23 protein-coding genes are annotated in these 25,571 nt (G+C 62.3%); 10 read left to right on the top strand and 13 right to left on the bottom strand.

Annotated features, from left to right (window positions below):
• Positions 1-18: 18 nt before the first annotated feature.
• From ACN6NG_RS06405 to acs, 4 genes are all read right to left on the bottom strand, one after another.
• Positions 19-717, bottom strand: coding sequence for an ABC transporter permease (locus ACN6NG_RS06405; RefSeq protein ID WP_016498488.1), 699 nt, complete (start codon positions 715-717; stop codon positions 19-21).
• Entirely contained in the window at positions 714-1,403 is a 690-nt protein-coding gene (locus ACN6NG_RS06400) for an ABC transporter permease (protein ID WP_016498487.1), read from the bottom strand. The genes ACN6NG_RS06405 and ACN6NG_RS06400 overlap by 4 nt, the downstream gene beginning before the upstream one ends.
• Before the next feature lie 88 nt (positions 1,404-1,491).
• Positions 1,492-2,277, bottom strand: coding sequence for an ABC transporter substrate-binding protein (locus tag ACN6NG_RS06395; protein ID WP_049274969.1), 786 nt, complete (start codon positions 2,275-2,277; stop codon positions 1,492-1,494).
• A gap of 563 nt (positions 2,278-2,840) precedes the next feature.
• On the bottom strand, positions 2,841-4,802 hold the full coding sequence (gene acs, locus ACN6NG_RS06390) for an acetate--CoA ligase (protein ID WP_016498485.1): 1,962 nt from the start codon (positions 4,800-4,802) through the stop codon (positions 2,841-2,843).
• Between the two features lie 397 nt (positions 4,803-5,199).
• Between acs and ACN6NG_RS06385 the strand changes: the two genes are divergently transcribed.
• Positions 5,200-5,454, top strand: coding sequence for a DUF2790 domain-containing protein (locus ACN6NG_RS06385; RefSeq protein WP_003254526.1), 255 nt, complete (start codon positions 5,200-5,202; stop codon positions 5,452-5,454).
• A gap of 151 nt (positions 5,455-5,605) precedes the next feature.
• Here the strand turns inward: ACN6NG_RS06385 and ACN6NG_RS06380 are convergent, their stop codons facing one another.
• Positions 5,606-7,165, bottom strand: a complete 1,560-nt coding sequence (locus tag ACN6NG_RS06380; RefSeq protein ID WP_474313274.1) for a sigma-54-dependent transcriptional regulator — start codon at positions 7,163-7,165, stop codon at positions 5,606-5,608.
• A 256-nt stretch (positions 7,166-7,421) separates the two neighbouring features.
• Here ACN6NG_RS06380 and phhA point away from each other — a divergent pair, with 256 nt between their 5' ends.
• The 3 genes from phhA (at position 7,422) to ACN6NG_RS06365 (ending at position 10,216) form a co-directional block, all read left to right on the top strand.
• Positions 7,422-8,210, top strand: coding sequence for a phenylalanine 4-monooxygenase (gene phhA, locus ACN6NG_RS06375; protein WP_063423042.1), 789 nt, complete (start codon positions 7,422-7,424; stop codon positions 8,208-8,210).
• Between the two features lie 40 nt (positions 8,211-8,250).
• Positions 8,251-8,607 (top strand): 4a-hydroxytetrahydrobiopterin dehydratase, encoded by a 357-nt coding sequence (locus ACN6NG_RS06370; RefSeq protein ID WP_019472967.1) that lies wholly within the window; start codon positions 8,251-8,253, stop codon positions 8,605-8,607.
• Positions 8,608-9,016: 409 nt separating this feature from the next.
• Positions 9,017-10,216 carry an MFS transporter gene (locus ACN6NG_RS06365; protein ID WP_474313269.1) on the top strand — a complete coding sequence of 400 codons (1,200 nt, stop codon included), beginning with the start codon at positions 9,017-9,019 and terminating at the stop codon, positions 10,214-10,216.
• A 137-nt stretch (positions 10,217-10,353) separates the two neighbouring features.
• Here the strand turns inward: ACN6NG_RS06365 and ydiJ are convergent, their stop codons facing one another.
• Positions 10,354-13,374, bottom strand: a complete 3,021-nt coding sequence (gene ydiJ, locus ACN6NG_RS06360; RefSeq protein WP_474313266.1) for a D-2-hydroxyglutarate dehydrogenase YdiJ — start codon at positions 13,372-13,374, stop codon at positions 10,354-10,356.
• Between the two features lie 152 nt (positions 13,375-13,526).
• On the opposite strand from ydiJ, the gene ACN6NG_RS06355 reads away from it, so the two are divergent.
• Positions 13,527-14,411 (top strand): LysR substrate-binding domain-containing protein, encoded by an 885-nt coding sequence (locus tag ACN6NG_RS06355; RefSeq protein WP_063423039.1) that lies wholly within the window; start codon positions 13,527-13,529, stop codon positions 14,409-14,411.
• Between the two features lie 166 nt (positions 14,412-14,577).
• On the opposite strand, the gene ACN6NG_RS06350 is transcribed toward ACN6NG_RS06355, so the two are convergent.
• From ACN6NG_RS06350 to ACN6NG_RS06325, 6 genes are all read right to left on the bottom strand, one after another.
• Positions 14,578-15,996, bottom strand: coding sequence for an amino acid permease (locus ACN6NG_RS06350; protein WP_236198052.1), 1,419 nt, complete (start codon positions 15,994-15,996; stop codon positions 14,578-14,580).
• A gap of 723 nt (positions 15,997-16,719) precedes the next feature.
• On the bottom strand, positions 16,720-17,787 hold the full coding sequence (gene rluB / locus ACN6NG_RS06345; protein ID WP_016498477.1) for a 23S rRNA pseudouridine(2605) synthase RluB: 1,068 nt from the start codon (positions 17,785-17,787) through the stop codon (positions 16,720-16,722).
• A gap of 274 nt (positions 17,788-18,061) precedes the next feature.
• Positions 18,062-18,829 (bottom strand): SMC-Scp complex subunit ScpB, encoded by a 768-nt coding sequence (gene scpB, locus ACN6NG_RS06340; RefSeq protein WP_063423038.1) that lies wholly within the window; start codon positions 18,827-18,829, stop codon positions 18,062-18,064.
• Positions 18,816-19,541, bottom strand: coding sequence for a segregation and condensation protein A (locus ACN6NG_RS06335; RefSeq protein WP_162801848.1), 726 nt, complete (start codon positions 19,539-19,541; stop codon positions 18,816-18,818). Before ACN6NG_RS06335 ends, scpB begins: the two co-directional genes overlap by 14 nt.
• A 125-nt stretch (positions 19,542-19,666) precedes the next feature.
• On the bottom strand, positions 19,667-20,296 hold the full coding sequence (locus tag ACN6NG_RS06330) for an L-threonylcarbamoyladenylate synthase (protein ID WP_041167971.1): 630 nt from the start codon (positions 20,294-20,296) through the stop codon (positions 19,667-19,669).
• Between the two features lie 13 nt (positions 20,297-20,309).
• A complete protein-coding gene (locus ACN6NG_RS06325) occupies positions 20,310-21,170 on the bottom strand; it encodes a PHP domain-containing protein (protein ID WP_474313261.1) in 861 nt (286 codons plus the stop codon).
• 67 nt (positions 21,171-21,237) lie between these two features.
• On the opposite strand from ACN6NG_RS06325, the gene ACN6NG_RS06320 reads away from it, so the two are divergent.
• The 5 genes from ACN6NG_RS06320 to ACN6NG_RS06300 all read left to right on the top strand — a co-directional run bounded on the left by ACN6NG_RS06320 (position 21,238) and on the right by ACN6NG_RS06300 (position 24,872).
• On the top strand, positions 21,238-21,831 hold the full coding sequence (locus ACN6NG_RS06320; protein ID WP_041167641.1) for a septation protein A: 594 nt from the start codon (positions 21,238-21,240) through the stop codon (positions 21,829-21,831).
• 1 nt (position 21,832) lies between these two features.
• Positions 21,833-22,132, top strand: a complete 300-nt coding sequence (locus tag ACN6NG_RS06315) for a YciI family protein (protein ID WP_012273585.1) — start codon at positions 21,833-21,835, stop codon at positions 22,130-22,132.
• A gap of 143 nt (positions 22,133-22,275) precedes the next feature.
• Complete coding sequence (locus ACN6NG_RS06310; protein WP_236198047.1) at positions 22,276-22,953, top strand: response regulator transcription factor; 678 nt, start codon at positions 22,276-22,278, stop codon at positions 22,951-22,953.
• Positions 22,954-23,054: 101 nt separating this feature from the next.
• A complete protein-coding gene (locus tag ACN6NG_RS06305; RefSeq protein ID WP_016498470.1) occupies positions 23,055-23,471 on the top strand; it encodes a Spy/CpxP family protein refolding chaperone in 417 nt (138 codons plus the stop codon).
• A gap of 60 nt (positions 23,472-23,531) precedes the next feature.
• Entirely contained in the window at positions 23,532-24,872 is a 1,341-nt protein-coding gene (locus ACN6NG_RS06300) for a sensor histidine kinase (RefSeq protein ID WP_474313257.1), read from the top strand.
• A gap of 83 nt (positions 24,873-24,955) precedes the next feature.
• On the opposite strand, the gene ACN6NG_RS06295 is transcribed toward ACN6NG_RS06300, so the two are convergent.
• Entirely contained in the window at positions 24,956-25,513 is a 558-nt protein-coding gene (locus tag ACN6NG_RS06295) for an NAD(P)H nitroreductase (RefSeq protein WP_019472980.1), read from the bottom strand.
• Positions 25,514-25,571 lie beyond the last annotated feature (58 nt).

Genomic DNA, 25,571 nt, shown 5'->3' with positions numbered 1-25,571 from the left:
TCGATTCTCACAAAGCGGTCAGTGCTTGCGCGGCGCCAGGTAGCCGAGCCAGCGGCGTTCGGCCATCTTGAACAGGCGCACCAGGATGAAGGTCAGGCACAGGTAGAACACGCCCGCCGTGATGTAGGCCTCGAAAGGCAGGTAGTACTGGGCATTGACCGTGCGTGCGGCACCGGTGATGTCGATCAGGGTGACGATCGACGCCAGGCTGGTGGTCTGCAGCATCATGATCACTTCGTTGCTGTACTGCGGCAGCGCCCGGCGCAGGGCCGATGGCAGCAAGATGCGCCGGTACATCTTCATGCGCGACATGCCCATGGCCTTGGCCGCCTCGATCTCGCCGTGGGGGGTGGCCTTGAGGCTGCCGGCGATGATTTCTGCGGTGTAGGCACTGGTGTTGACACCGAACGCCAGGCAGGCGCAGAACGTGGCGCTGGACAGCAGCGGCCAGGCGAAGCTTTCACGTACCGCCTCGAACTGCGCCAGGCCGTAGTAGATCAGGAACAGCTGCACCAGCATCGGCGTGCCGCGAATCACGTAGGTGTAGAGCCACGCCACGAGATTGACCACAGGCTGCTTCGACACGCGCATCAGGCCCAGCGGAATGGCCGCCAACAGGCCGAAGAACAGCGAAATCGCCAGCAGCTTGAGGGTGGTCAGCAGGCCGCCGAAGTACAACGGCAATGCCTCCCAGACGACGTTGTAGTCGAAGATCATAGTTCAGCCACCTTGACGCCCACCGAGTAGCGGCGCTCGAGATACTTCAGGGCCAGCAGCGAGACGCTGGTCAGCACCAGGTACAGGGCCGCCACCGCCAGGAAGAAGGTGAAAGGCTCGCGGGTGGCGTCGGCCGCCTGCTTGGCCTTGAACATCATGTCCTGCAGGCCGACGACCGAAATCAGCGCGGTGGCCTTGGTCAGCACCAGCCAGTTGTTGGTGAAACCCGGGATCGCCAGGCGAATCATTTGCGGCACCTGGATGCGGAAGAACACCTGGCGGTTGCTCATGCCATACGCCACGCCCGCTTCGGCCTGGCCCTTGGGAATACCGAGGAAGGCACCGCGGAAGGTTTCTGACAGGTACGCGCCAAAGATGAAGCCCAGCGTGCCGATACCCGCCGCCAGCGGGTTCAGGTCGATGTAGTCTTCGTAGCCGAGCAGCGGTGCCACCCGGTTGATGATGTCTTGCCCGCCGTAGAAAATCAGCAGGATCAGGACCAGGTCCGGAATACCACGGATAACGGTGGAATACAGATCGCCCAGCCAGGCCAGCCAGCGCACCGGCGACAAGCGCAGCGCCACACCGATCAGGCCGAGCACGATGGCCAGGGCCATCGACGACAGGGCGAGCTGCAGCGTCAGCCACGCCCCGTCGAGGATGACTGCCCCGTAGCCTTTCAACATGATGAGGTCCTCGACCTAGAGAATGAAAAATGGTGCAAACCTCAGAGCCTCTGCTGTTTGCACCATTGCACAGGTGAAACCCGACGTCTTAGTTCGAGTCTGGACCGTAGATGTCGAAGTTGAAGTACTTCTTCTCGATTTCTTTGTACTTGCCGTTTGCACGGATGGCGTCGATGGCCGCGTTGATGCGCTCGACGTTCGCCTTGTCACCCTTGCGCACGGCAATGCCGATACCGTCACCGAAGTACTTGGCGTCGGTGAAGGCCGGGCCTACGAAGGCAAAGCCCTTGCCGGCGTCGGTCTTGAGGAAGCCGTCTTCCAGCAGGGTGGCGTCAGCCACGGTGCCGTCGAGGCGGCCGGCTGCCACGTCCAGGTAGATTTCGTTCTGGGTGCCGTAAGGCACCACGGTGGCACCTTTGGCGCCCAGCACTTCCTTGGCGAAGCGGTCATGGATCGAGCCGCGCTGCACACCGATCTTCTTGCCTTTGAGCTCATCCAGGCTTTCGCTGACAGCGGTGCCGTCCTTCATGACCAGGCGCGCCGGGGTCAGGTAGTAGCGCTTGGTGAAGTCGACCGACTTCTTGCGGTCTTCAGTGATCGACATGGACGACAGAATGGCGTCGATCTTGCGCACTTTCAGCGCCGGGATCAGGCCGTCGAACTCTTGCTCGACCCAGGTGCACTTGGCTTTCATCTGTTCGCACAGGGCGTTGCCGATGTCGTAGTCGAAACCGGCGATGCTGCCATCGGGCTGCTTGAAGGCGAAGGGTGGGTAGGCAGCTTCAATGCCGATTTTCAGGGGTTTTTCATCGGCCTGCGACACCAGGGAAAACACAGACAGCGCCAGGGCGCCAAGCAGTGCGAGCTTCTTCATCAGGTAACTCCATCGGTACGGGGCAATACAAGGCAGGTAACAACTGCCCGATATGCGAATGGGTACAACGCGAGCCGCGCAGGGTTCGACCAAGGTCGCAGACCACGAGCGAGTGAGTGGCATTTTAGCGACAGCCCGGTAGTCGATATTTCTTCAAAGCGACAACTACTTACAGAAGCGCTTGAAACCGCTGCGGGCGATGTTGACAGCCAGTGCAAAATATGCAAAAGCGCAAGAAATAGAACCTATAGAACTAGCAATTCCTGGGCCTATTATTGGCAAAGCCTTGTAGTACGGCAAGTGTAGCGTGCTGTGTTGCACAAAATGGCTACGGGAACGCACCTAAACGGGCCTGATTTGTTTCTTCGCGCCCCGAACTTGTGCAGGACCGGTGACAGAACAGTTACCGATGAATGTCGGGTAACAGTAAAGCAAAAACCCCGCCGGTTGCCCGGGCGGGGTTTTGTCTGGTCGTGACGTGTGTAAGCAGCCCTGTGGGAGCGGGCAAGCCCGCTCCCACACAGGGCGCGCGCCCCCCCCCCACAGCGCAAGCGACGAGACTATCAGGCCGAAGCCAGGTTCATGGCCTTGTGGGTATCGATCAGGTGCTGCACTACACCCGGGTCAGCCAGTGTCGAGATATCGCCCAGCGCATCGTACTCACCGGTGGCAATCTTGCGCAGGATGCGGCGCATGATCTTGCCCGAACGGGTCTTCGGCAGGCCAGGCGCCCACTGGATCACGTCCGGCGAGGCAATCGGGCCGATTTCCTTGCGCACCCAGTTTTTCAGTTCCAGGCGCAACTGCTCACTGGCCTCGATACCGGAATTGAGGGTGACATACACATAGATGCCCTGGCCCTTGATGTCGTGCGGCACACCAACCACTGCAGCCTCGGCAACTTTCGAATGCGCGACCATGGCGCTTTCGATTTCGGCAGTACCCATGCGGTGACCGGAGACGTTGAGCACGTCATCCACACGACCTGTGATCCAGTAGTAGCCATCTTCGTCGCGGCGCGCACCGTCGCCGGTGAAGTACATGCCACGGAAGGTCTTGAAGTAGGTGTCGACAAAGCGGTCGTGGTCGCCGTACAGCGAACGCGACTGGCCTGGCCAGGAGTCGAGGATCACCAGGTTGCCTTCGGCCGCACCCTCGATCAGGTTACCCAGGTTGTCCACCAGGGCGGGCACCACACCAAAGAACGGGCGGGTTGCCGAGCCCGGCTTGAGGCCGGTAGCGCCCGGCAGCGGGCTGATCAGGATGCCGCCGGTTTCGGTCTGCCACCAGGTGTCGACGATCGGGCAACGCTCCTTGCCTACAGTCTTGTAGTACCAGTTCCACGCTTCAGGGTTGATCGGCTCGCCCACCGAGCCAAGCAGACGCAGGCTGGAACCATCGGCCCCTTCAACAGCGGCCTGCCCTTCGGCCATCATCGCGCGGATGGCGGTTGGCGCGGTGTAGAGGATGTTGACCTTGTGCTTGTCGACGATCTTCGAGACGCGGGTAATGTCCGGGTAATTCGGCACGCCTTCGAACAGCAAGGTGGTGGCGCCGTTGGCCAGCGGGCCGTAGACGATGTAGCTGTGGCCAGTGACCCAACCGACGTCGGCGGTGCACCAGTAGACCTCGCCCGGGCGATAGTCGAACACGCGCTCATGGGTCAGCGCGGCATACACCAGGTAACCGCCGGTGGTGTGCAGCACACCCTTCGGCTTGCCCGTGGAGCCAGAGGTATAAAGGATGAACAGCGCTTCTTCAGCACCCATTTCCTTTGGCGCGCAGTGGCTGGAGGCCACTTTCATCAGGTCTTCGTACCAGATGTCGCGGTGCTGGTGCCAGGCAATATCACCACCGGTGCGCTTGCACACGATGATCTTCTGCACGCTTTTGGTTTCAGGGTTGGTCAGCGCCAGGTCGACGTTAGCCTTGAGCGGGGTACGACGGCCGCCACGCACGCCTTCGTCGGCGGTGATCACCACCTTGGACTCGCAATCGATGATGCGGCCGGCCAGCGCTTCAGGGGAGAAACCACCGAACACCACCGAGTGGATCGCACCAATACGGGCACAGGCCAGCATGGCCACCACGGCCTCGGGGATCATCGGCATGTAGATGGTGACCACGTCACCACGGTGCACGTCCTGGCCACGCAGGGCGTTGGCGAACTTGCAGACCTGCTCGTGCAGTTCACGGTAAGTGATGTTGCGGTGTTCGGAAGGGTCGTCGCCTTCCCAGATGATGGCCAGCTGATCACCGCGCTCTTCGAGGTGGCGGTCCAGGCAGTTGGAGGAAACGTTCAGAGTGCCGTCGGCGAACCATTTGATATCGACGTGGTGGTCGTCAAAGGAGGTTTGCTTGACCTTGGTGAACGGTTTGATCCAGTCGATACGCTGGGCCTGCTCGCGCCAGAAGCCGTCCGGGTTGATCACCGATTTCTGGTACATGGCCTTGTAGGTGGCCTCGTCGGTCAGGGTAGTGGCCGCAACCTCGGGACGAACGGGATACAGTGGAGCCGCACTCATCTGTGTTACCTCGGTGTAATAGTTGTTTTTGTATGGAACCGTTTGTAACTGTACCAGAGCGACAAAAGCCATTCGACGTTGGTAGTAATTTGGTACGCCCGTTCCGGCAAAGCCCTCTAGCTCGGGCATTACAGCCTATGGGGGCAAAAAAAGAAGGGGTTAACACGGGATTGTTACAGATTCTGTCAAAACACTTTATCAAAAGACCCACTGTTTCGGCCTTGTCCAGCGCCATAAAATTCACCTCGCCAGCAACGGCAAGGCGATTAACAACTGGTAACAGCCCCCACGAAGGCAAGCGTTAATCTCCATCTAATCCCGATAGTTAAAACTAGCAATACTCGCGGCGCCATAAGCGCCGCGTGCCCCCTCACGACCTTAGACAGGTAAATAGAAAATGAAAGCTTTACTGGTATTGGTACTTGGCAGTCTTTGCGGCGCGGCGATGGCCGGCGAAGCCAAAGATGCCGAGCAGATTCCGGTTGAACAGTACAGTTACTCGCAGCACCTGGACATTGCCCGCGTCATTTCCATGAGCGAAGTGCCCAATGTGTGCGAAGTCGTGCCAGCCCGCATGACCTACGAGGACTCCCAGGGCCAGAAGCACATTCTCGAATACCGCGTGATGGGGAACGGCTGCTCCAACGGCTGATACCTTGTGAATCGGGGGCCCTGCGGGCCCCTTCGCGGCACAAGGCCGCTCCTACAGGTATTGCGCAATCCTCAAACCCGCGCCGTACCTGTAGGAGCGGCCTTGCGCCGCGAAAGGACTGCGAAGCAGTCCCAAGTTCTTTGCCTGACAACTAATCCGCAGACTTGTTAAGCGAGTAATCCCTCAACTTGTTGGCAATTGTCGTGTGCGAAACACCCAATCTTTTGCCCAAAGCCCGACTACTCGGAAACTCTCCCATCAAACTTTCCAGTACCGCCCTTTCAAAGCGCCCGACAATCTGCGAAAGGTCCCCTTCCAGCGAAAACTCACCCAACGGTTGCCGCGCGCCATAATCCGGCAAGCGAATATGCTCGCTTTTAACCACGCCGCCTTCACATAAAGAAACCGCCTGGAACAATACGTTTTCCAACTGCCTTACATTACCTGGCCAATGGTATTGCCCAAGTTTGTCCATTGCGGCCGGCGCCAGGTGGGGCATGGCGCAGCCAATCTGCCGGCTGGCCTGATCGAGAAAGTGCTGCACCAGCCCTTCCAGCCCATCCATGCACTCACGCAAAGGCGGAATGTGCAGCGACAATACGTTGAGGCGGTGATACAGGTCCTGGCGAAACTCGCCACGGGCACACAGCTCGGACAAATCCACCTGGGTCGCGCAAATCACCCGCACATCCAGGTAGACCTCTTCATCGCTGCCTACCCGGCGGAAGCAGCCGTCCTGCAGAAAGCGCAGCAGCTTCACTTGCAGGCGCGGACTCATCTCCCCTACCCCGTCAAGAAACAGCGTGCCGCCAGCGGTCAGCTCCAGCAACCCCAGCTTGCCCTCCGCCCGCGCCCCTTCGAATGCCCCGGGGCCGTAGCCAAACAGCTCGGTCTCAGCCATCGACTCCGGCAACCCGGCGCAATTGAGCGCCATCAGGGGCGACTGGCCGCGCGGGCTGGCCAGGTGGCAGGCGCGCGCCAGCAGCTCCTTGCCGGTACCGGTCTCGCCTTCAATCAGCAAGGGGGCATCCAGCGGTGCCATGCGCCGCGCCTCACGCACCACGGCGGCCATCACCCGCGAGCTCTGGAAGATGCTGTCGAAACCGCGCAGTTCCTGCTTGCGCACGTTGTAGATACGCTCGCCGATGCGGTCAGCCCGGTGCAGGGTAAGTACCGCGCCCGCCAACGCCTCACTGTCATCGTGCTCGGACTGCAACGGCGCGATATCGGCCAGGAACACATCGCCTTTGACCTTGATGCGCATGCCGTTGATGCGCGACTTGTTGGCCCGCACCAGCTCCGGCAGGTCGAAGTCTTCCACATAGCGCGCCAGCGGCATGCCGGGCACCTCGTCCACCCGCACCCCCAGCAGCTGCGCCGCAGTACGGTTGGCGGCGACGATACTGCCGCCCATGTCGATCGACAGCACCGGGAAATCCAGCGCGCCCAGCAGTGCGTTCAGCTCCATGTGCCGGCGCTCGCTGGGCATCAGCCCCACGCGCTTGACGCCGAATACCCCGGCAATCGCCTCGAACTTGGGCCGCAATGCCTGGAACTGCAGGTTGATCAGGTTCGGGCAATGCAGGTAGATGGCGTTGCCGTGGTCGCCGCCCACCTCGCCGCGCAGCACGTTGATGCCGTACTCCACCAGCAGGTTGAGGATGTCGCGCAGGATGCCAATACGGTTCTGGCAATGCACTTTGATACGCATGAGGGCTCTCGAAGCGCCAATGTTTTTCAACACCGCGCAGAAAATTCGTAAAGATAAGCTGACAAAAACCGCGCAACCATCAGCCAGATGCCTCGGATTTTCCGACACCTGCTCGATTTTGTAAAATTATCGTTACGAAAGTAGGGGTGACGAGCAACTACAAGCCCTGCCATCCATCGTGCAAACCGACCCGGGTGGGGATATTACTTAGGCATGTCCTGCACATAACAAGAAAAGCCCTCACCAGGAGAGCCTCATGAAACAGACGCAATACGTGGCACGCGAGCCCGATGCGCATGGTTTTATCGATTACCCGCAGCAAGAGCATGCGGTATGGAACACCCTGATCACTCGCCAGCTGAAAGTGATCGAAGGTCGCGCGTGCCAGGAATACCTGGACGGCATCGACCAGCTCAAGCTGCCCCATGACCGTATTCCGCAGCTGGGCGAGGTCAACAAGGTGCTGGGCACCACCACCGGCTGGCAAGTTGCCCGGGTACCGGCGCTGATCCCCTTCCAGACTTTCTTCGAATTGCTGGCCAGCAAGCGCTTCCCGGTCGCCACCTTCATCCGCACCCCGGAAGAGCTGGACTACCTGCAAGAGCCCGATATCTTCCACGAGATCTTCGGCCACTGCCCGCTGCTGACCAATCCGTGGTTCGCCGAGTTCACCCACACCTACGGCAAGCTCGGCCTGGCTGCGACCAAGGAACAACGCGTGTACCTGGCGCGCCTGTACTGGATGACCATCGAGTTTGGCCTGATGGAAACCCCGCAGGGTCGCAAGATCTATGGTGGCGGCATTCTCTCGTCGCCCAAGGAGACCGTGTACAGTCTGTCTGGCGAGCCCGAGCACCAGGCTTTCGACCCGATCGAGGCCATGCGCACGCCTTACCGCATCGACATCCTGCAGCCGCTGTATTTCGTGCTGCCGAACATGAAGCGCCTGTTCGACCTGGCCCACGAAGACATCATGGGCATGGTCCATAAAGCCATGCAGCTGGGCCTGCACGCGCCGAAGTTTCCACCCAAGGTCGCCGCCTGAACGACCCTGCCGATAACAACTCGAACTGGAAAGACACCCCATGAATGCCTTGAACCAAGCCCATTGCGAAGCCTGCCGCGCCGACGCACCGAAAGTCTCCGACGAAGAGCTGGCCGAGCTGATTCGCGAAATCCCGGACTGGAACATCGAAGTACGTGACGGCCACATGGAGCTTGAGCGCGTGTTCCTGTTCAAGAACTTCAAGCACGCCCTGGCGTTCACCAACGCCGTGGGCGAAATCGCCGAAGCGGAAGGCCACCACCCGGGGCTGCTGACCGAGTGGGGCAAGGTCACCGTGACCTGGTGGAGCCACTCGATCAAAGGCCTGCACCGCAACGACTTCATCATGTGCGCGCGCACTGACAAGGTGGCTGAAACGGCAGAAGGCCGTAAGTAACCACTGAAAAATGGGGCCCAGGCGGCCCCATTTTTTATGGGAAGAATGTGCGCTGTTCGCCCGCAAAACCGACAAGCGACCGGTAAAAAATCCAAACTGTCATCCAGACTTGTGTATCCTGCCCCAGCTTTGCGAAGCTTCAACCGCGCCTGGCGCAGACTTTTCACTCACACTTGCGAGGAACGACGAGATGCACGAAATCCCGAATCTTCCCTTCCCAAGCTTGAACCCAGAAGAGCCATCCGTGACCGTTCACGCCGAACCGGCAGCTGCCGTCGAGCAGGATGGTGACGATCAATCCAGCGCTGACCAGGAATAACTGCGCATCCCCGACTGTGTGAAAACGGCTGACCTGCGGGCCACCCCCGTCATCACGTTTTCACACCGTCCTGAACACACGTAGGTCCCCATGCCCGACTCACCGCGCCCCCTTGCGGTCACCCTGCAAGTCGTCTCCATCGTCCTCTTCACCTTCATCGGCTACCTGAACATCGGCATTCCACTGGCCGTGTTGCCCGGCTATGTGCATAACGACCTGGGTTTCAGCGCCGTGGTCGCTGGCCTTGTGATCAGCGTGCAGTACCTGGCCACCTTGCTCAGCCGCCCCACCGCCAGCCGCATCATCGACAACCATGGCAGCAAGAAAGCCGTCATGTATGGCTTGGTAGGCTGCGGGCTTAGCGGGGTGTTCATGCTGGCCTGCGCCTTCCTCACCCACCTGCCCTGGCTGAGCCTGGCCTGCCTGCTGGTTGGCCGCCTGGTGCTGGGCAGCGCCGAAAGCCTGGTGGGCTCGGGCGCGATTGGCTGGGGCATCGGCAGGGTGGGCGCTGATAACACCGCCAAGGTCATCTCCTGGAATGGCATCGCCAGCTATGGCGCACTGGCCATGGGCGCTCCGTTGGGCGTACTGATGGTCAGGAGCCTGGGGCTGTGGAGCATGGGCGTCAGCATCATCCTGCTGTGCACCCTTGGCTTGCTGCTGGCCTGGCCCAAGCAGGCTGCGCCCATTGTCAGCGGTGTACGCCTGCCGTTCCTGCGGGTGCTGGGCAAGGTGTTCCCGCATGGCTCGGGGCTGGCCCTGGGCTCGATCGGCTTTGGCACCATCGCCACCTTCATCACCCTGTACTACGCCAGCCGTGGCTGGGCTGATGCGGCGTTGACCCTGAGCCTGTTCGGCGCCAGCTTCATCAGCGCGCGGCTGCTGTTTGGCAACCTGATCAACCGGATTGGCGGGTTCAGGGTAGCGATTGCCTGCCTGTCGGTGGAAACACTCGGGCTGCTGATGCTGTGGCTGGCCCCCAGTGCCGAACTGGCATTGGCGGGTGCAGCACTGAGCGGGTTTGGTTTCTCGCTGGTGTTCCCGGCATTGGGCGTGGAGGCGGTGAACCAGGTGTCGGCGGCCAACCGCGGCGCGGCGGTGGGGGCGTATTCGCTGTTCATCGATTTGTCGCTGGGGGTGACCGGGCCACTGGTGGGCGCGGTGGCGGCGGGGTTCGGGTTTGCTTCGATGTTTCTGTTTGCGGCGGCTGCCGCGGCTTGCGGGCTGGTGTTGAGCCTGTATCTGTACCGGCAGGCGCGCCGGCATAGAGATCGGGGGCAAGAACCCTGACCTTGCAGTGCCTGCACTGGCCCTATCGCCGGCAAGCCAGCTCCCACAGGATCACCACAGGCCTGAACATTGTGACGATCCTGTGGGAGCTGGCTTGCCGGCGATAGGGCTGCAAAGCAGCCCCGAGGCCCTGAAGATTAACGCTGGGCGTACTGCAACACCACTTCCAGCGGGTGGCGCATCTTGCGCTCGGTCATGCGCTTGACCTGGCTACGGCACGAGTAGCCTGTCGCCAACGGCTCCCCTTCCTTGTCCAGCTTGGTCGCCCAGCTCTGCTCGAAGATGGTCCGCGATGTCTCCTGGTTACGTGCCTCGTGCCCGTAGGTACCGGACATGCCGCAGCACCCCGTCGCCTCGGTCACCAGCTTCAGGCCCAAACGCTCAAACACCTGCTCCCACTGCCGGGTGCTGGCTGGCACGTTGGTCTTCTCGGTGCAATGCGCCATCAGGCGGAAGTTGCCCGGCGCGGTCGGCGCCTGTGCGGGCAGCACATCCATCAGCCACTCCTGCGGCAACAGCACCTTCGGGCAACCTTCCAGCCCTGGCACTTTCTGGTATTCCTGGCGATACACCAGGGTCATTGCCGGGTCCAGGCCCACCAGCGGCACGCCGCAGTCGGCCAGGGCCTTGAGCTGGGTGGCGTTGCGGATCGCCGCCTTGGCGAATGCACCGAGGAAGCCCTGCACATGCAGCGGTTTGCCGTTGGCGCTGTACGGCGCCAGGAACACCCGATGACCCAGCCGGTGGGCCAGGTCGATAAAGGCTGACAGCAGCGGCGTTTCGAAGTAGCGGGTAAAGGCGTCCTGCACCAGCACGATGCTGCGTTCGCGCTGGGCCGGGGTCAGTTCACGCAGGGCCGGCACAGTGGCCACGCCAACGCGGCAGCGGGTCAGGGTGGCCTGGAAGTTGAAACGGCTGATCAGCGGGCTGTCGACCATGCCGATCTTGTCGGCCAGCAGCCAGGTCACCCACTTCGAGCCCATCACCGCGTTGTAAAGCCCTGGCGCGTGGGCCAGGTACGGAATGCTGAATTCCAGCGAGCCAATCAGGTAGTCACGCAGCGGGCGCTGGTAGCGACCGTGGTACAACTCGAGGAAGCGTGAACGGAAGTCCGGCACGTTGACCTTGATCGGGCACTGCCCGGCGCACGACTTGCACGCCAGGCATCCGGCCATGGCGTCGTATACTTCATGGGAGAAATCTTCCTGCCCCTGGCTGCGTGCGCGGTTGTTGCGCAGGCGCGCTGGCAGGCCCTTGAGCCACGACACCTTGTTGCGCGCCGCGGCCAGCACGTCGATATTCGCCTCGCCCTGCAGGCGCAGCCATTCGCGCATCAGCGAAGCACGGCCCTTGGGCGAATGCTGGCGTTCGCGGGTGGCCTTCCACGACGGGCACATGGCGTCGTTGGGGTCGTAGTTGTAGCAGGCGCCGTTGCCGTTACAGTGCACGGCACTCGGGAAGTCCTGCCACACGCGCTCGTCGATGGTACGGTCGAGGTCGCCGCGCAGGGTCACGCCATCGACCGGGGTCAGGCCTTCGGCGCTGCCTGGCGGGGTGCAGATCTTGCCCGGGTTGAGCTGGTTGTGCGGGTCAAAGGCACCCTTCAGGCGCTGCAGCGCCGGGTACAGCTTGCCGAAGTACTCCGGCACGTATTCGGAGCGCAGGCCTTTGCCGTGCTCGCCCCACAGCAAACCGCCGTAGCTTTTGGTCAGCGCCGCCACCGCATCGGAAATCGGCTTTACCAGCGCAGCCTGGGCCGGGTCTTTCATGTCCAGTGCCGGGCGTACGTGCAGCACGCCGGCATCGACGTGGCCAAACATGCCGTAGGTCAGGCCGTAGCCATCGAGCAGCGCGCGGAAGTCGGCGATGTAGTCGGCCAACTGCTCCGGCGGTACCGCGGTGTCTTCGACAAAAGGCTGCGGGCGCACCTCGCCCTCGACGTTACCCAGCAAGCCCACCGAGCGCTTGCGCATGACGTAGACGCGAGTGACCGCCTCGGCGCCTTCTGCCAGGGTATGCCCCAGGCGCTCGACGCTGGTGTCCGCCTGCAAGTGTTCGACAAAAGCCTGCACCCGGGCGTTGACCTCCGCCGGCTCGTCGCCACAGAACTCCACCAGGTTGATGCCCAGGGTGGGGCGCTCGGGGTCGGCCGGGAAGTATTCGGCAACGCTGTGCCAGACGATGTCTTTCATCGCCAGCATCAACACCCTGGAGTCGACGGTCTCGATGGACAGTGGCTTGTGTGCCATCAGCGCGTTCGCGTCGCGCAGGGCATCCATGAAGCTGGTGTAGCGCACGTTGACCAGCACCGCGTACTTGGGGATCGGCAGCACGTTGAGCTTGGCTTCGACCACGTAACCCAGCGAGCCTTCGGCGCCACACAGCACGCTGTTGAGGTTGAAGCGGCCCTGCTCGTCGCGCAGGTGCGCCAGGTCGTAGCCGGTCAGGCAACGGTTGAGTTTGGGGAAGGTGGTTTCGATCAGTTCAGCCTGAGTTTCCTGAATCTCGCGGGCCATGCGGTACACCTCGCCGACCCGGCCGGGCGCGGCGCAGGCCTGCTCCAGCGCGGCATCGTCGATCGGCAGGCTGTGCAGGCGCTCGCCACCGAGCAGCACGCTGTGCAGCTCCAGTACGTGGTCGCGGGTCTTGCCATAGGTGCAGCTGCCTTGGCCGCTGGCGTCGGTGTTGATCATGCCGCCGACCGTGGCGCGGTTGGAGGTGGACAGTTCGGGGGCGAAGAACAGGCCGTGCGGCTTGAGCGCGGCATTGAGCTGGTCCTTGACCGTACCGGCCTGCACCCGCACCCAGCGCTCCTCGGCGTTGATTTCGAGGATCTTGTTCATGTGCCGCGACAGGTCGACGACGATGCCGTCGGTCAACGACTGGCCGTTGGTGCCGGTACCACCACCGCGCGGGGTCAGCTTGACGTCCTGAAAGCGTGGGTCACCCATCAGCGTGGCAACCCGCGCCACGTCGTCGGCGTCCAGCGGGAACACCGCCGCCTGAGGCAAGCGCTGGTAGATCGAGTTATCGGTGGCCAGCACGGTACGTGTGCCGTAGTCGGCACTGATCTGGCCACGGAAGCCGCTGCTGCGCAGGGCTTCGAGGAATTCGGGGTAGTTGGCGCTCGGTGCAACGGTCGGCAGTTGGGCGATCATCGAAGGATGGCCTCTTGATATTGGCTAATTCACGGGATTCCTGTCGCTCCGGCATAGGTGTTGCCATGCCGGGGTGACGTATAGGCCAATGTTCCTGTAGTTTCGCCTCAGGGGCAAACGGATAATCCTGCCGCTATCAATGACTTTTATGAATGAATTACCGCCACCTGACACCGTCCATGTCGCTGCTGCTGGCATTCGAGGCCGCCGCCCGGCATGAAAGCTACACCCGCGCCGCTGCCGAACTGTCACTGACCCAGAGCGCGGTCAGCCGCCAGGTGCAGGCGCTAGAACAGCAACTGGGCCTGACCCTGTTTCGCCGCGAAGGCCGCCAGGTGCAGCTGACCGATGTCGGCCGCCTGTACCAGCGCGAGCTCAGCGAGGCACTGGGGCGCATCCGCAGCGCCACCCTGCAGGCACTGGCCTACCAGTCAGGGGTGGGCACCTTGCGCCTGGCCACCCTGCCCACCTTCGGCTCGAAATGGCTGCTGCCGAGGCTGCATGCGTTCTACAGCGCCCACCCGGGCATGCTGGTGCACATTCATTCGCGCATCGAAGCCATCAACTTCGACACCAGCGAAATCGATGCCGCCATCGGTGTGGCCAGCCATGATCTGCCGGGGCTGATCTGCCATCGCCTGCATGCCGAGGAACTCGTGGTGATCCTGCCGCCGGAGGCCGGCGCACATAGCCAGGGCTGGAGCCCGGCAAGAATCAGTGAAGAGGTGCTGCTGAATGTGGCCAACAACCCCCATGCGTGGGGCGAGTGGTTTTCGCACCATGGCCTGCCGCACCGGTCGATGCGCCTGGGGCCGAGCTTTGAGCTGACATCGCACCTGATTCAGGCCGTACGGGCCGGGATTGGTATCGGCCTTGTGCCGCGCATTCTGGTGGAGGAGGAGTTGGCCAAGGCAGAGCTGTACAGCCCTGGGGTGGCATTTGCCAGCCAGCGTAGTTACTACCTGATCTATCCGCCCCGGAATGAGGCCTTGCCGTCGTTACGGGCATTCAGGGGCTGGTTGCTGGAGCAGATCTGAAGGATACGTGGCCCGGACCGGCCTCTTCGCAGCGCAAGGCTGCTCCTACACATGGAACGGCGTTCGCCTGTAGGAGCAGCCTTGTGCTGCGAAGAGGCCGGCACAGACAACAAAAAACCCCAAGTCAGTCGCCTGACTTGGGGTTTCTGCTGACTACGTTGCCGAGTTACTTGGCTGCGGTACCCGCAACCCCACCCGCATTCATCCTGCGGCGCGGCTTGACCATGTAGATAACGAACATCGCAAACAGCCACACAGGGATCGCATACACCGAAACCTGGATGCCCGGGATCATCAGCATGATGCCCAGAATCAGCACCACGAAGGCCATTACCACGTAGTTGCCATAGGGATACCACAGCGCCTTGAACAGCGGCTTCTGGCCGGTACGGTCCAAGTGCTGACGGAACTTCAGGTGGGAGTAGCTGATCATCGCCCAGTTGATCACCAGGGTAGCCACTACCAGCGACATCAGCAGCTCCAGGGCGTTCTGCGGCATCAGGTAGTTGAGCAGCACGGCGACAAAGGTAACGGCAGCCGACACCAGGATCGCACGTACTGGCACGCCACGCTTGTCGACCTTGGCCAGCGACGCCGGGGCATCGCCCTGCTCGGCCATGCCCAGCAGCATGCGGGCGTTGCAGTAGGTGCCGCTGTTGTACACCGACAGCGCGGCGGTCAATACCACGAAGTTCAGCAGGTGGGCGGCCACGTCACTGCCCAGCAGCGAGAACACCTGCACGAACGGGCTGCTGCCGTAGCTGCCACCCGAGGCATCGATGCTGGCGACCAGGTTGTCCCACGGGGTCAGCGACAGCAGCACCACCAAGGCACCGACATAGAAGATCAGGATGCGGTAGATGACCTGGTTGATCGCCTTCGGGATCACGGTCTTGGGCTTGTCGGCCTCGGCAGCGGTGAAGCCAAGCATTTCCAGGCCACCGAAGGAGAACATGATGAACGCCAGGGCCATGACCAGCCCGCTGACACCGTTCGGGAAGAAGCCGCCATGGGACCACAGGTTGGCGATGGTGGCGTCCGGGCCACCGCTGCCGCTGGTGAGCAGGTAGGCACCCAGGCCGATCATGCTGACGATGGCCACGACCTTGATGATGGCAAACCAGAATTCGGCTTCACCGAAGAACTTCACGTTCATCAGGTTGATGGCGTTGATCAGCACGAAGAACGCCGCCGCCGTGACCCAGGTAGGGATCTCCGGCCACCAGTAGTGAACATACTTGCCGACCGCCGAAAGCTCCGACATGCCCACCAGGATGTACAGCACCCAGCAGTTCCAGCCCGACAGGAAGCCGGCGAAACCACCCCAGTAAGTGTGGGCAAAGTGGCTGAACGAGCCGGCCACCGGCTCTTCGACAATCATTTCGCCAAGCTGGCGCATGATCATGAAGGCGATGAAGCCGCAAATGGCGTAGCCAAGGATCATTGACGGGCCGGCGGATTTCATCACGCCTGCCGAGCCGAGGAACAGGCCGGTACCAATCGCACCACCAAGAGCGATCAATTGGATATGGCGGTTCTTCAGGCCCCGCTTGAGCTCGCCTGAATGCATGTTTTGTCCACTCATGAACGAAGTCACCTGCATTGTTTTTATCTGTGACGGAATCGGACCCACCGCGCTCGTGGCGCAGCGGAATGGGCAAGGTGGTTACCTTGGGTTTCTTGACCTCAGGTGCCGCCGAGGCGGATCAACCAGGCGTGATCAAGAGTGCGCGGTACGCAAGAGGGTCACAGGTAAAACGCGGCGCACTGTATACCCCTGCAAACGCGCAGGCGTCAACGCGTTGCGTCCTTCCATCCGGAAAAAACGCAGCGATCCTGTGGTGTGGGCCTTGAAAGGCGGAGTGATCGGCGTACATGGCGCCTCCATTTGTTGTTTTGTCAGCCCGGCTCTGTGGACGGGCTCTTGCACACGGCAATGGCGGCTATAACACCGTGGGGACGGGGGTTTGGGCAAGGGTGGGAGGGCCCAGGACAGCGGCTTTGGCACCTGGACGTCGGCAAGGTTTGTTTACACGATTGGGCTTGATCTGAAATGCGGACTGAAAACGGCTACATTCGTATAAATTTCTTTACAGGGCGGTTCAGGAACTTGCCAGTCGTCCGAAAAATCTTTTTTGTTCAATATCTTGGGGCCGCTTTGCGGCCCTTTTCGCGGCACAAGGCCGCTCCTACAATGGCCGCGCAAGACCTTATAGACCGGTCGTATGGGCTGCAAAGCAGCCGCCAATTCCCACAGGCATAAAAAAACCAGCCCGAAGGCTGGTTTCTTGATTACCACACTGGCTTATCAGCCACGCGGCTTGCCGCGACCACGGCCTGCCGGCTTGTCACCCTCAGGCTTGCCCGGGCGCTTGCGCATATCGCTTGGGCGCTCGGCCACCGTGCTGCCACGGTTAGGTTTACGCGGAGCCTCTTCACGCGGCTGACGCGCCGGGCGCTCGCCAGTGGCGGCACCTTCGTGAGCCGGGCGCAGGTTGCGCACGCGCTCGCCACGGCCCAGCGGGCGGGTCGACTTGCGCTGCAGGCGCTCCATCTTGTCCTTGGCCTTGAGCTTCATGGCAGGCAGCGCCACTGGCTGCAGGCCCACTTCGGCAGCCAGGATGTCGATTTCGCCCTGGGTCATTTCACGCCAGCGGCCCATCGGCAGGTCGGAGTTGAGGAACACCGGGCCGAAACGCACGCGCTTCAGGCGGCTGACCACCATGCCCTGCGATTCCCACAGGCGACGTACTTCACGGTTACGGCCTTCCATCACCACGCAGTGGTACCAGTGGTTGAAGCCTTCGCCTCCTGGTGCCTTCTGGATGTCGGTGAACTTGGCCGGGCCGTCTTCCAGCATTACGCCGGCTTTCAGGCGCTCGATCATCTCGTCGTCGACTTCACCACGCACACGTACCGCGTACTCACGGTCCATCTCGTAGGACGGGTGCATCAGGCGGTTGGCCAGCTCACCGTCGGTGGTGAACAGCAGCAAGCCGGTGGTGTTGATGTCGAGGCGGCCGATGTTGATCCAGCGGCCTTCTTTTGGCCGTGGCAGGCGATCGAACACGGTCGGACGGCCTTCCGGGTCGTCACGGGTGCAGATTTCGCCATCGGGCTTGTTGTACATGATCACCCGGCGAGTGGCCTCGGCGGCCTCTTCGCGCTTGATCAGCTTACCGTCTACGGCAATGGCGTCGTGCAGGTCGACGCGCTGGCCAAGGGTGGCTGCGACGCCGTTGACCTTGATCCGGCCCTGGCTGATCCAGGCCTCGACGTCACGGCGCGAGCCCACGCCAATGCGCGCCAGCACTTTCTGCAGCTTTTCGCCGGATGGCGGGGTGATTTCGGTATCTTGCAGGTCTTGCTCACTCATCTGGGCACCTCCCGGTGTAGGAATGAAAACAGGTTCTTGGCGACGAACGCGCCAAAAGGCCGCGCATCATACGCGGTTCGGCAATGGAACGCACTGGAGGTTAGAGGGTTTTGCAAGTATTGGGAGCGGTTTCAGCCTAGTGGTCTTGTGTTGAGCTCACTGGCCCTATCGCCGGCAAGCCAGCTCCCACAAGTGCAACACCACTTTCAAAACCTGCGAAACCCCTGTGGGAGCTGGCTTGCCGGCGATAGGGCCAGCACTGCCAAAAGAAGAATCAGGGCTGTAACTTGCCCTCTTCTTCCACGGAAGCCTCTGGCTCCTCCTCGCGCAAGTCATCAAAATCGATCTTCAGCCCCTCCTCCATGGCATCAAGCTCCACCAGCAAGCTACGGAAGCTGGTTTCGTCCTTAGGCTCTTCAACCTCTTCGTCCCCAAGGCTGGCATCCGCCAACGCCTGCAGGTGCGCCGGCACGGGCGCGTCATCCGGGTCGAGCAGCGGCTCCGGCTCCATTTCGCGCAACTCGGCCAGGGCCGGCAGCTCATCCAGGCTCTTGAGGTTGAAATGGTCGAGAAACCCTTTGGTGGTGGCAAACATCGCTGGCCGCCCGGGCACTTCGCGGTAGCCAACCACACGAATCCACTCGCGCTCGACCAGGGTCCTGATGATGTTGCTGTTCACCGCAACGCCCCGTACGTCTTCAATCTCGCCACGGGTGATGGGCTGGCGGTAGGCGATCAGGGCCAGGGTTTCGAGCAGCGCGCGCGAATAACGCTGCGGGCGCTCTTCCCACAGGCGCCCAACCCAGGGCGCAAAGTCTTCGCGGATTTGCAGGCGGTAGCCGCTGGCCACTTCCTTGAGTTCGAAGGCACGGCCGCTGCACGACTTGCCAAGCACCTCAAGGGCCTGCTTGAACACGTGGGGCTCGGGGCGCTCGCCCTCTTCGAGCAGCTCGTACAGGCGCTCCAGGGATTGCGGCTTGCCCGAAGCCAGCAAAAAAGCTTCGATCAGTGACGCCAGGTCGCGGGGGTCATTCAGGTTCATCAGGTTCTTCAACAAGCGCTGGGCGAAGCCGCACGTGAATGGCGGCGAAGGGTTCATTCTGCACCAGTTCGATCAGCGATTCCTTCACCAGTTCGAGCACCGCCATGAAGGTCACCACCACACCCAGCTTGCCCTCCTCAGCGGCAAACAGCGCGCCGAACGGCACGAAAGCACCGCCCTTGAGGCGCTCCAGCACCTGGCTCATGCGCTCGCGGGTAGACAAGGTCTCACGGCTGATCTGGTGGCTTTCGAACAGGTCGTTGCGGCGCATTACCTCGGCCATGGACACCAGCAGCTCTTCCAGGCTGACCTGCGGCAACAGCTTGCGCACCTTGGCCTGCGGTGCTTCCAGGCGCGGCACCACGACATCGCGGCCCACCCGTGGCAGTTCGTCGATGCCTTCGGCCGCGGCCTTGAAACGCTCATACTCCTGCAGGCGGCGGATCAACTCGGCGCGCGGGTCGCCCTCCTCCTCCTCGACATCGGCTGAACGGGGCAGCAGCATGCGCGACTTGATCTCGGCCAGCATGGCGGCCATCACCAGGTACTCGGCGGCCAGCTCCAGGCGCACACTCTTCATCAGCTCCACATAGCCCATGTACTGGCGGGTGATTTCCGCCACCGGGATGTCGAGGATGTCGATGTTCTGCTTGCGGATCAGGTACAGCAGCAGGTCCAGCGGCCCTTCGAAGGCTTCGAGGATGACTTCCAGGGCATCCGGCGGGATGTACAGGTCCAGCGGCATTTCGGTCAGGGCTTCGCCGTAGACCAAGGCCAGTTGCAGCTGCCGAGGCGACTCGGCCTGCTCAGCCGGTGCCTCCGGCGTTTCCACCTGGCTCACGCGCTGACCAGAAACGGCGTGGGGTCGCCGCAGCCCTCGCGGATCAGTTCCGGCTCATCGCCGGACAAGTCGATGATGGTCGACGCCTTGAGGTCGCCGAAACCGCCGTCGATCACCAGGTCGACGTGATGCTCCAGCCGCTCACGGATTTCGTGAGGGTCGGTCATCGGCTCGCTGTCGCCCGGCAGGATCAGGCTCACGCTCATCAGCGGCTCGCCCAACTCGGCCAGCAAGGCCAGCGTGATGGCGTGGGCCGGTACGCGCAGGCCAATGGTGCGACGCTTGTCATGCAACAGCAGCCGCGGCACTTCACGGGTGCCGTTGAGGATGAAGGTATATGGCCCCGGCACATGCGCCTTGAGCAGACGGAAGGTGCCGGTGTCGACCTTGGCGTACAACCCCAGCTGAGACATGTCACAGCACATCAGGGTGAAGTTGTGCGTCTTGTCCAGCCCGCGCAGGCGACGCACCCGCTCAATCGCCGCCTTGTCACCCATCTGGCAGCCCAGCGCGTAGGCCGAGTCGGTCGGGTACACCACCACGCCACCCTTGCGGATGATCTCGACGGCCTGTTTTATCAGGCGCGCCTGGGGGTTCTCCGGATGAATCTGGAAAAATTGGCTCACGTAGTCATCCTGTTCATAGCGCCAAAGACTGTTCATGGCTGAATCGACGCCACAGAGGTGGCAGGTCCTCGGGCAAAGGCCGGTAGGCACCGATCTCTCCCCAGGTGCCGGGGCCGTGGAAGTCACTGCCAGCGCTTGCCAGCAGGCCGAACTCACGCGTAAGGATGGACATCGTGCCCACCTGCTCGGCCGGCATCATCCCGTTGACCACCTCAAGTGCCTGCCCGCCTGCCTGAATATAGTCGGCAATCAGCCTTCTGCGCTTGCTGCGGGTCAGGTCGTAATGCATGGGGTGCGCCAGGCTCACCCATGCTTTGGACTGGCGCAGGGTGGCGACAGTTTCGTCGAGGGTCGGCCAGTGCTGCTTGACGTCACCCAGCTTGCCGGCACCCAGCCACTTGCGAAACGCCTCGCCACGGTCCTTGACGTGCCCGGCACGCACCAGGTACTCGGCAAAATGCGGGCGCGCCGGGGCGTTGCCGCTGTCGCCCAGCTCGTGCTGCACGGCGCGGGCGCCCTCGAGCGTACCCGGCATGCCTTTGGCCGCCAGCCGTTTGTCGATTTCTTCGGCGCGCAACCAACGCCCCCGGTGCAGCGATTCAATCGCTGCCAGCAAGGGCGGCGCGTCCAGCGGGAAGTCATAACCCAGCACATGGATGGTCGCGCCACCCCAGGTGCACGACAATTCCACCCCGCTGACCCAATGCATGCCCCGTTCAGTGCAGGCCTGGCGTGCTTCGGCCAGGCCTTCGAGGGTGTCATGGTCAGTCAGTGCCAGCGTTTGCACCCCGTGCTCATGGGCCCGGGCAACCAGTACCGAGGGCGACAGGGCGCCGTCGGAGGCCGTACTGTGACAGTGCAGATCAACATTCATGGAGGAGCGCTTTCGCTGGAATCGATGTTTGTTATTATGCCGTCACATCCCGATTCTGGCTGCCATTGTGAAACAATTCATCGATTTCATCCCGCTGCTGCTGTTCTTCATCGTCTACAAGCTCGACCCGCGCCCCATGGAAGTCGCCGGCCACAGCTTCGAATTCGGCGGCATCTACAGTGCCACGGCCATGCTGATCATCAGCTCGCTGGTGGTGTACGGCGCGCTGTTCCTGCGCCAGCGCAAGCTGGAAAAGGGCCAGTGGTTGACCCTGGTGGCCTGCCTGGTGTTCGGTGGCCTGACCCTCACCTTCCACAGCGAAACCTTCCTCAAGTGGAAAGCACCGGTGGTGAACTGGCTGTTCGCACTGGGCTTTGCCGGCAGCCACTTCATCGGTGACCGGGTGCTGATCAAGCGCATCATGGGCCATGCCCTGACCCTACCCGATGCCGTCTGGTCCCGGCTGAACGTTGCCTGGATCGGCTTCTTCCTGTTCTGCGGCGCGGCCAACCTGTTCGTCGCCTTCACCTTCCAGGACTTCTGGGTCGACTTCAAGGTGTTCGGCAGCCTGGGCATGACCGTGATCTTCCTGGTGGCGCAAGGCGTGTACCTGTCGCGCCACCTGCACGACGACCCTTCCATTACCAAACCCAAGGATTGACATGCTCTACGCCATCATCGCCAGCGACGTCGCAAACTCCCTGGAAAAGCGCCTGGCTGCCCGCCCGGCGCACATCGAACGCCTGCAGCAGCTCAAGGCCGAAGGCCGCGTGGTGCTGGCCGGCCCACACCCGGCCATCGACAGCAACGACCCGGGCGAAGCCGGTTTCAGCGGTAGCCTGATCGTTGCCGAATTTGAATCGCTGGCTGCGGCGCAGGCCTGGGCCGATGCCGACCCTTACATTGCTGCAGGCGTGTACGACAAAGTCGTCGTCAAGCCGTTCAAGCAAGTACTTCCTTGACCTGAGACTGAGTCGCCTTCTTCGCGGGCTTGCCCGCGAAGAAGGCGACGCGGTACCCGCAGTTATACGATTGCCATCAGTCTGCGGTATCTTTGCCACTGGCGGGCCGAATAGCCGCCGTCAATGGTTGAATTGAGTGAGTCATGAGCGAGCTGTTACTGATTGATGATGACCAGGAGCTGTGCGAGCTGCTCGGCAGCTGGCTGACCCAGGAAGGGTTCACGGTGCGTGCCTGCCACGATGGCCAGAGCGCACGCCAGGCCCTGGCCGAATACGCGCCGGCGGCCGTGGTACTGGACGTGATGCTGCCCGATGGCAGCGGCCTGGAGCTGCTCAAGCAATTGCGCAGCGAGCATGCCGAGCTGCCGGTACTGATGCTCTCTGCACGGGGCGAGCCGCTGGACCGCATTCTCGGCCTGGAACTGGGCGCCGACGACTACCTGGCCAAACCTTGCGATCCGCGCGAGCTCACAGCCCGCCTGCGGGCAGTACTGCGCCGCAGCCACCCCACCGCCACCACCAGCCAGGTGGAACTGGGCGACCTGGTGTACAGCCCGGCACGTGGCGTGGCCAGCATCGACGGCCGTGAAATGACCCTGACCCTGTCGGAAAGCCGCATTCTTGAAGCCCTGCTGCGCCAACCCGGCGAACCGCTGGACAAGCAGGAGCTGGCGCAGATCGGCCTGGGCCGCAAACTGACCCTGTACGACCGCAGCCTGGACATGCATGTCAGCAACCTGCGCAAGAAGATCGGCCCACATGCCGATGGCCGTCCACGCATCGTGGCGCTGCGTAGCCGTGGCTATTACTACTGCCTCTGACCATCTTTACCGAGCCTTTACCATCCGCTGACTGCGCTTGACGGTGATCTCCCTAGACTGTGCTCATCCGGTAACCACCGGCCTATGAAAGGAGAGACACCATGCGCAAGACCCTTATCGCCCTGATGTTCGCCGCCGCCCTGCCGACCGTGGCCATGGCCATGCCTGAAGGCGGCCCGCGTCACGACGGCCCGCATCATCGCGGTGATGCGCCTTTCCATCAACTGGACCTGAGCCGCGACCAGCGCCAGCAGATCGGCAAGCTGATGGGCGAGCAGATGCAGCAGCGCCGTGAAATCAACGAGCGCTACCTGGCCAAGCTGCCAGCCGCCGACCAGAAAGCCATGAAGGACGAGCTGCAAGCCAGCCGCGACAAGACCGACACCGCAGTGCGCAATCTGCTCAAACCTGAGCAGCAGAAGAAGTTCGACGAACTGCAAAAGGAACGCGCCGCAAAGAAAGCCGAGTGGCAGGAGTTCCAGGCCTGGAAAGCTGAAAAAGGCACCAAGGCTCAGTAAGCTGTACGCCCGATGCCCGGCCCGTCTCCCCGCGGGCCGGGCTTTTACCGTTTACAGGAGGTGCACTTGCGTTCACTGTTCTGGCGCATTCTGGCCAGTTTCTGGCTGGCCATTACCCTGGTCGCAGGCCTGTCGATCCTGCTGGGCCACATGCTCAACCAGGACGCCTGGATCCTTAGCCGCCACCCAGGCCTGAATACCCTGGCCAGCAAGTGGGCCAAGCATTACGAGCAGGAAGGCCTGGATTCGGCGCAGCACTTTCTGGAACGGCGCAAGGATCGCTACAAGATCGACGTGCAGGTGCTCGACGACAGTGGCGAGGCCGTGGTGCCCGGCACCTTCCCACGCCGTGCGGCAGCCTTCGAGGCACGCCAGCACAATGACGAGCGGCGCCTGCCATGGCGCCGGCTGACCGAGGAATACACCAGCCCCGAGACCGGCGATACCTACCTGCTGATCTACCGCATCCCCCACCCTGCGCTGGACGCCTGGCACCGCGAAAGCCTGCTGTGGCCGCTCAGCGCCTTGGGCATTGCGCTGGTGGTACTGACCCTGTTCAGCCTGCTGGTCACCCTGTCCATCACCCGCCCGCTAAGCCGCCTGCGCAGCGCGGTGCATGACTTGGGCCAGACCACCTACCAGCAGAACAGCCTGGCGCAACTGGCGGCCCGGCGTGACGAGTTTGGCGTGCTGGCCAAGGACTTCAACAAGATGGGCGCGCGCCTGCAAAGCACCATTGGCAGCCAGCGCCAGTTGCTGCGCGATGTTTCCCATGAGTTGCGCTCGCCGCTGGCCAGGCTGCGCATCGCCCTGGCCTTGGCCGAGCGCGCCGGGCCCGAGCAGCGCGAGACCTTGTGGCCGCGCCTGACCCGCGAGTGCGACCGGCTGGAAGACCTGATCAGCGAAATCCTTGCCTTGGCCCGGGTCGATGCCGAGCAGGCCCATGCCGAGCCGGTCGACCTCAATGCCCTGCTCGGCAGCGTACGCAAGGACGCCCTGCTCAGCGCACCAGACCAGGACGTGCGCCTGGAGGCGCAGCCGGGGTTGACCCTGCAAGGTTGGCCAACGCTGATCGAACGCGCCGTGGACAACCTGCTGCGCAATGCCCTGCGCTTCAACCCGCCGGGTCAGCCGGTCGAAGTGAGCGCCGTGCGTGAGCAGGACCGTATCGTGATCAGCGTGCGTGACCATGGGCCCGGGGCGGCAGCCGAACACCTGGCGCAGCTGGGCGAACCGTTCTTCCGCGCACCGGGGCAGGACGCGCCGGGGCATGGCCTGGGGCTGGCGATTGCGCGCAAGGCGGCAGAGCGCCATGGCGGGAGTCTGGTGCTGGACAACCATCCACAGGGGGGCTTTGTGGCCAGGCTGGAGTTGCCCTTGGCTGAAGCTACTGGCAGTTGATGTGATCTAAGGCCACTGGCCCCTTCGCGGGTTCACCCGCGAAGAGGCCGGAAGCCTCAATGGATCAATCAGCCTGAAACGGATTATTCGCCCCAGGCGCTGACGAACTCGGCAGTTTCCAGCACCGGCGCCGTACGCGGCTCGGTCAGTGGCGTGCCGACATACAGGTAACCGATCAACTCTTCGTTCTCGGCCAGACCCAGGCCCTTGTGCACATGGGCATCAAAAGCCATGTCCCCGGTGCGCCACACCGCCCCGACGCCTTGCGCATGCGCGGCAATCAGAATGCCGTGCGCCGCACAGCCCGCAGCCAGGCGCTGTTCGGACTTGGGTACCTTGAAGTGGTCCTGCAGCCTGGCGATTACCACGATCAGCAACGGTGCCCGCAGCGGCATGGCGCGGGCCTTGTCCAGCGCTGCCTGGCTGGCATCGCCCTTGTTCTGCACCGCTTCAGCAAACAGCTCGCCCAGCTTTTCACGGCCCTGGCCCTCGATGGTCAGGAAGCGCCATGGCCGCAGCTGGCCATGATCCGGGGCGCGCAAGGCAGCCTGGAACAGCGCCTCGCGCTGGGCGGCATTGGGTGCCGGGTCGGTCAGGCGTGGCACGGAAACACGGTTGAGCAATGCGTCGAGAGCCTCCATCGGCTACCCTCCTGGCAGTTGAATGTGCGGCCATTCTAGCGTTTACATCACCAGACCC

Source organism: Pseudomonas sp. TSO6 (assembly GCF_056098905.1).
The sequence above is the reverse complement of the archived record's forward strand: the minus strand, read 5'-3'. Positions and strand labels throughout refer to the sequence as shown.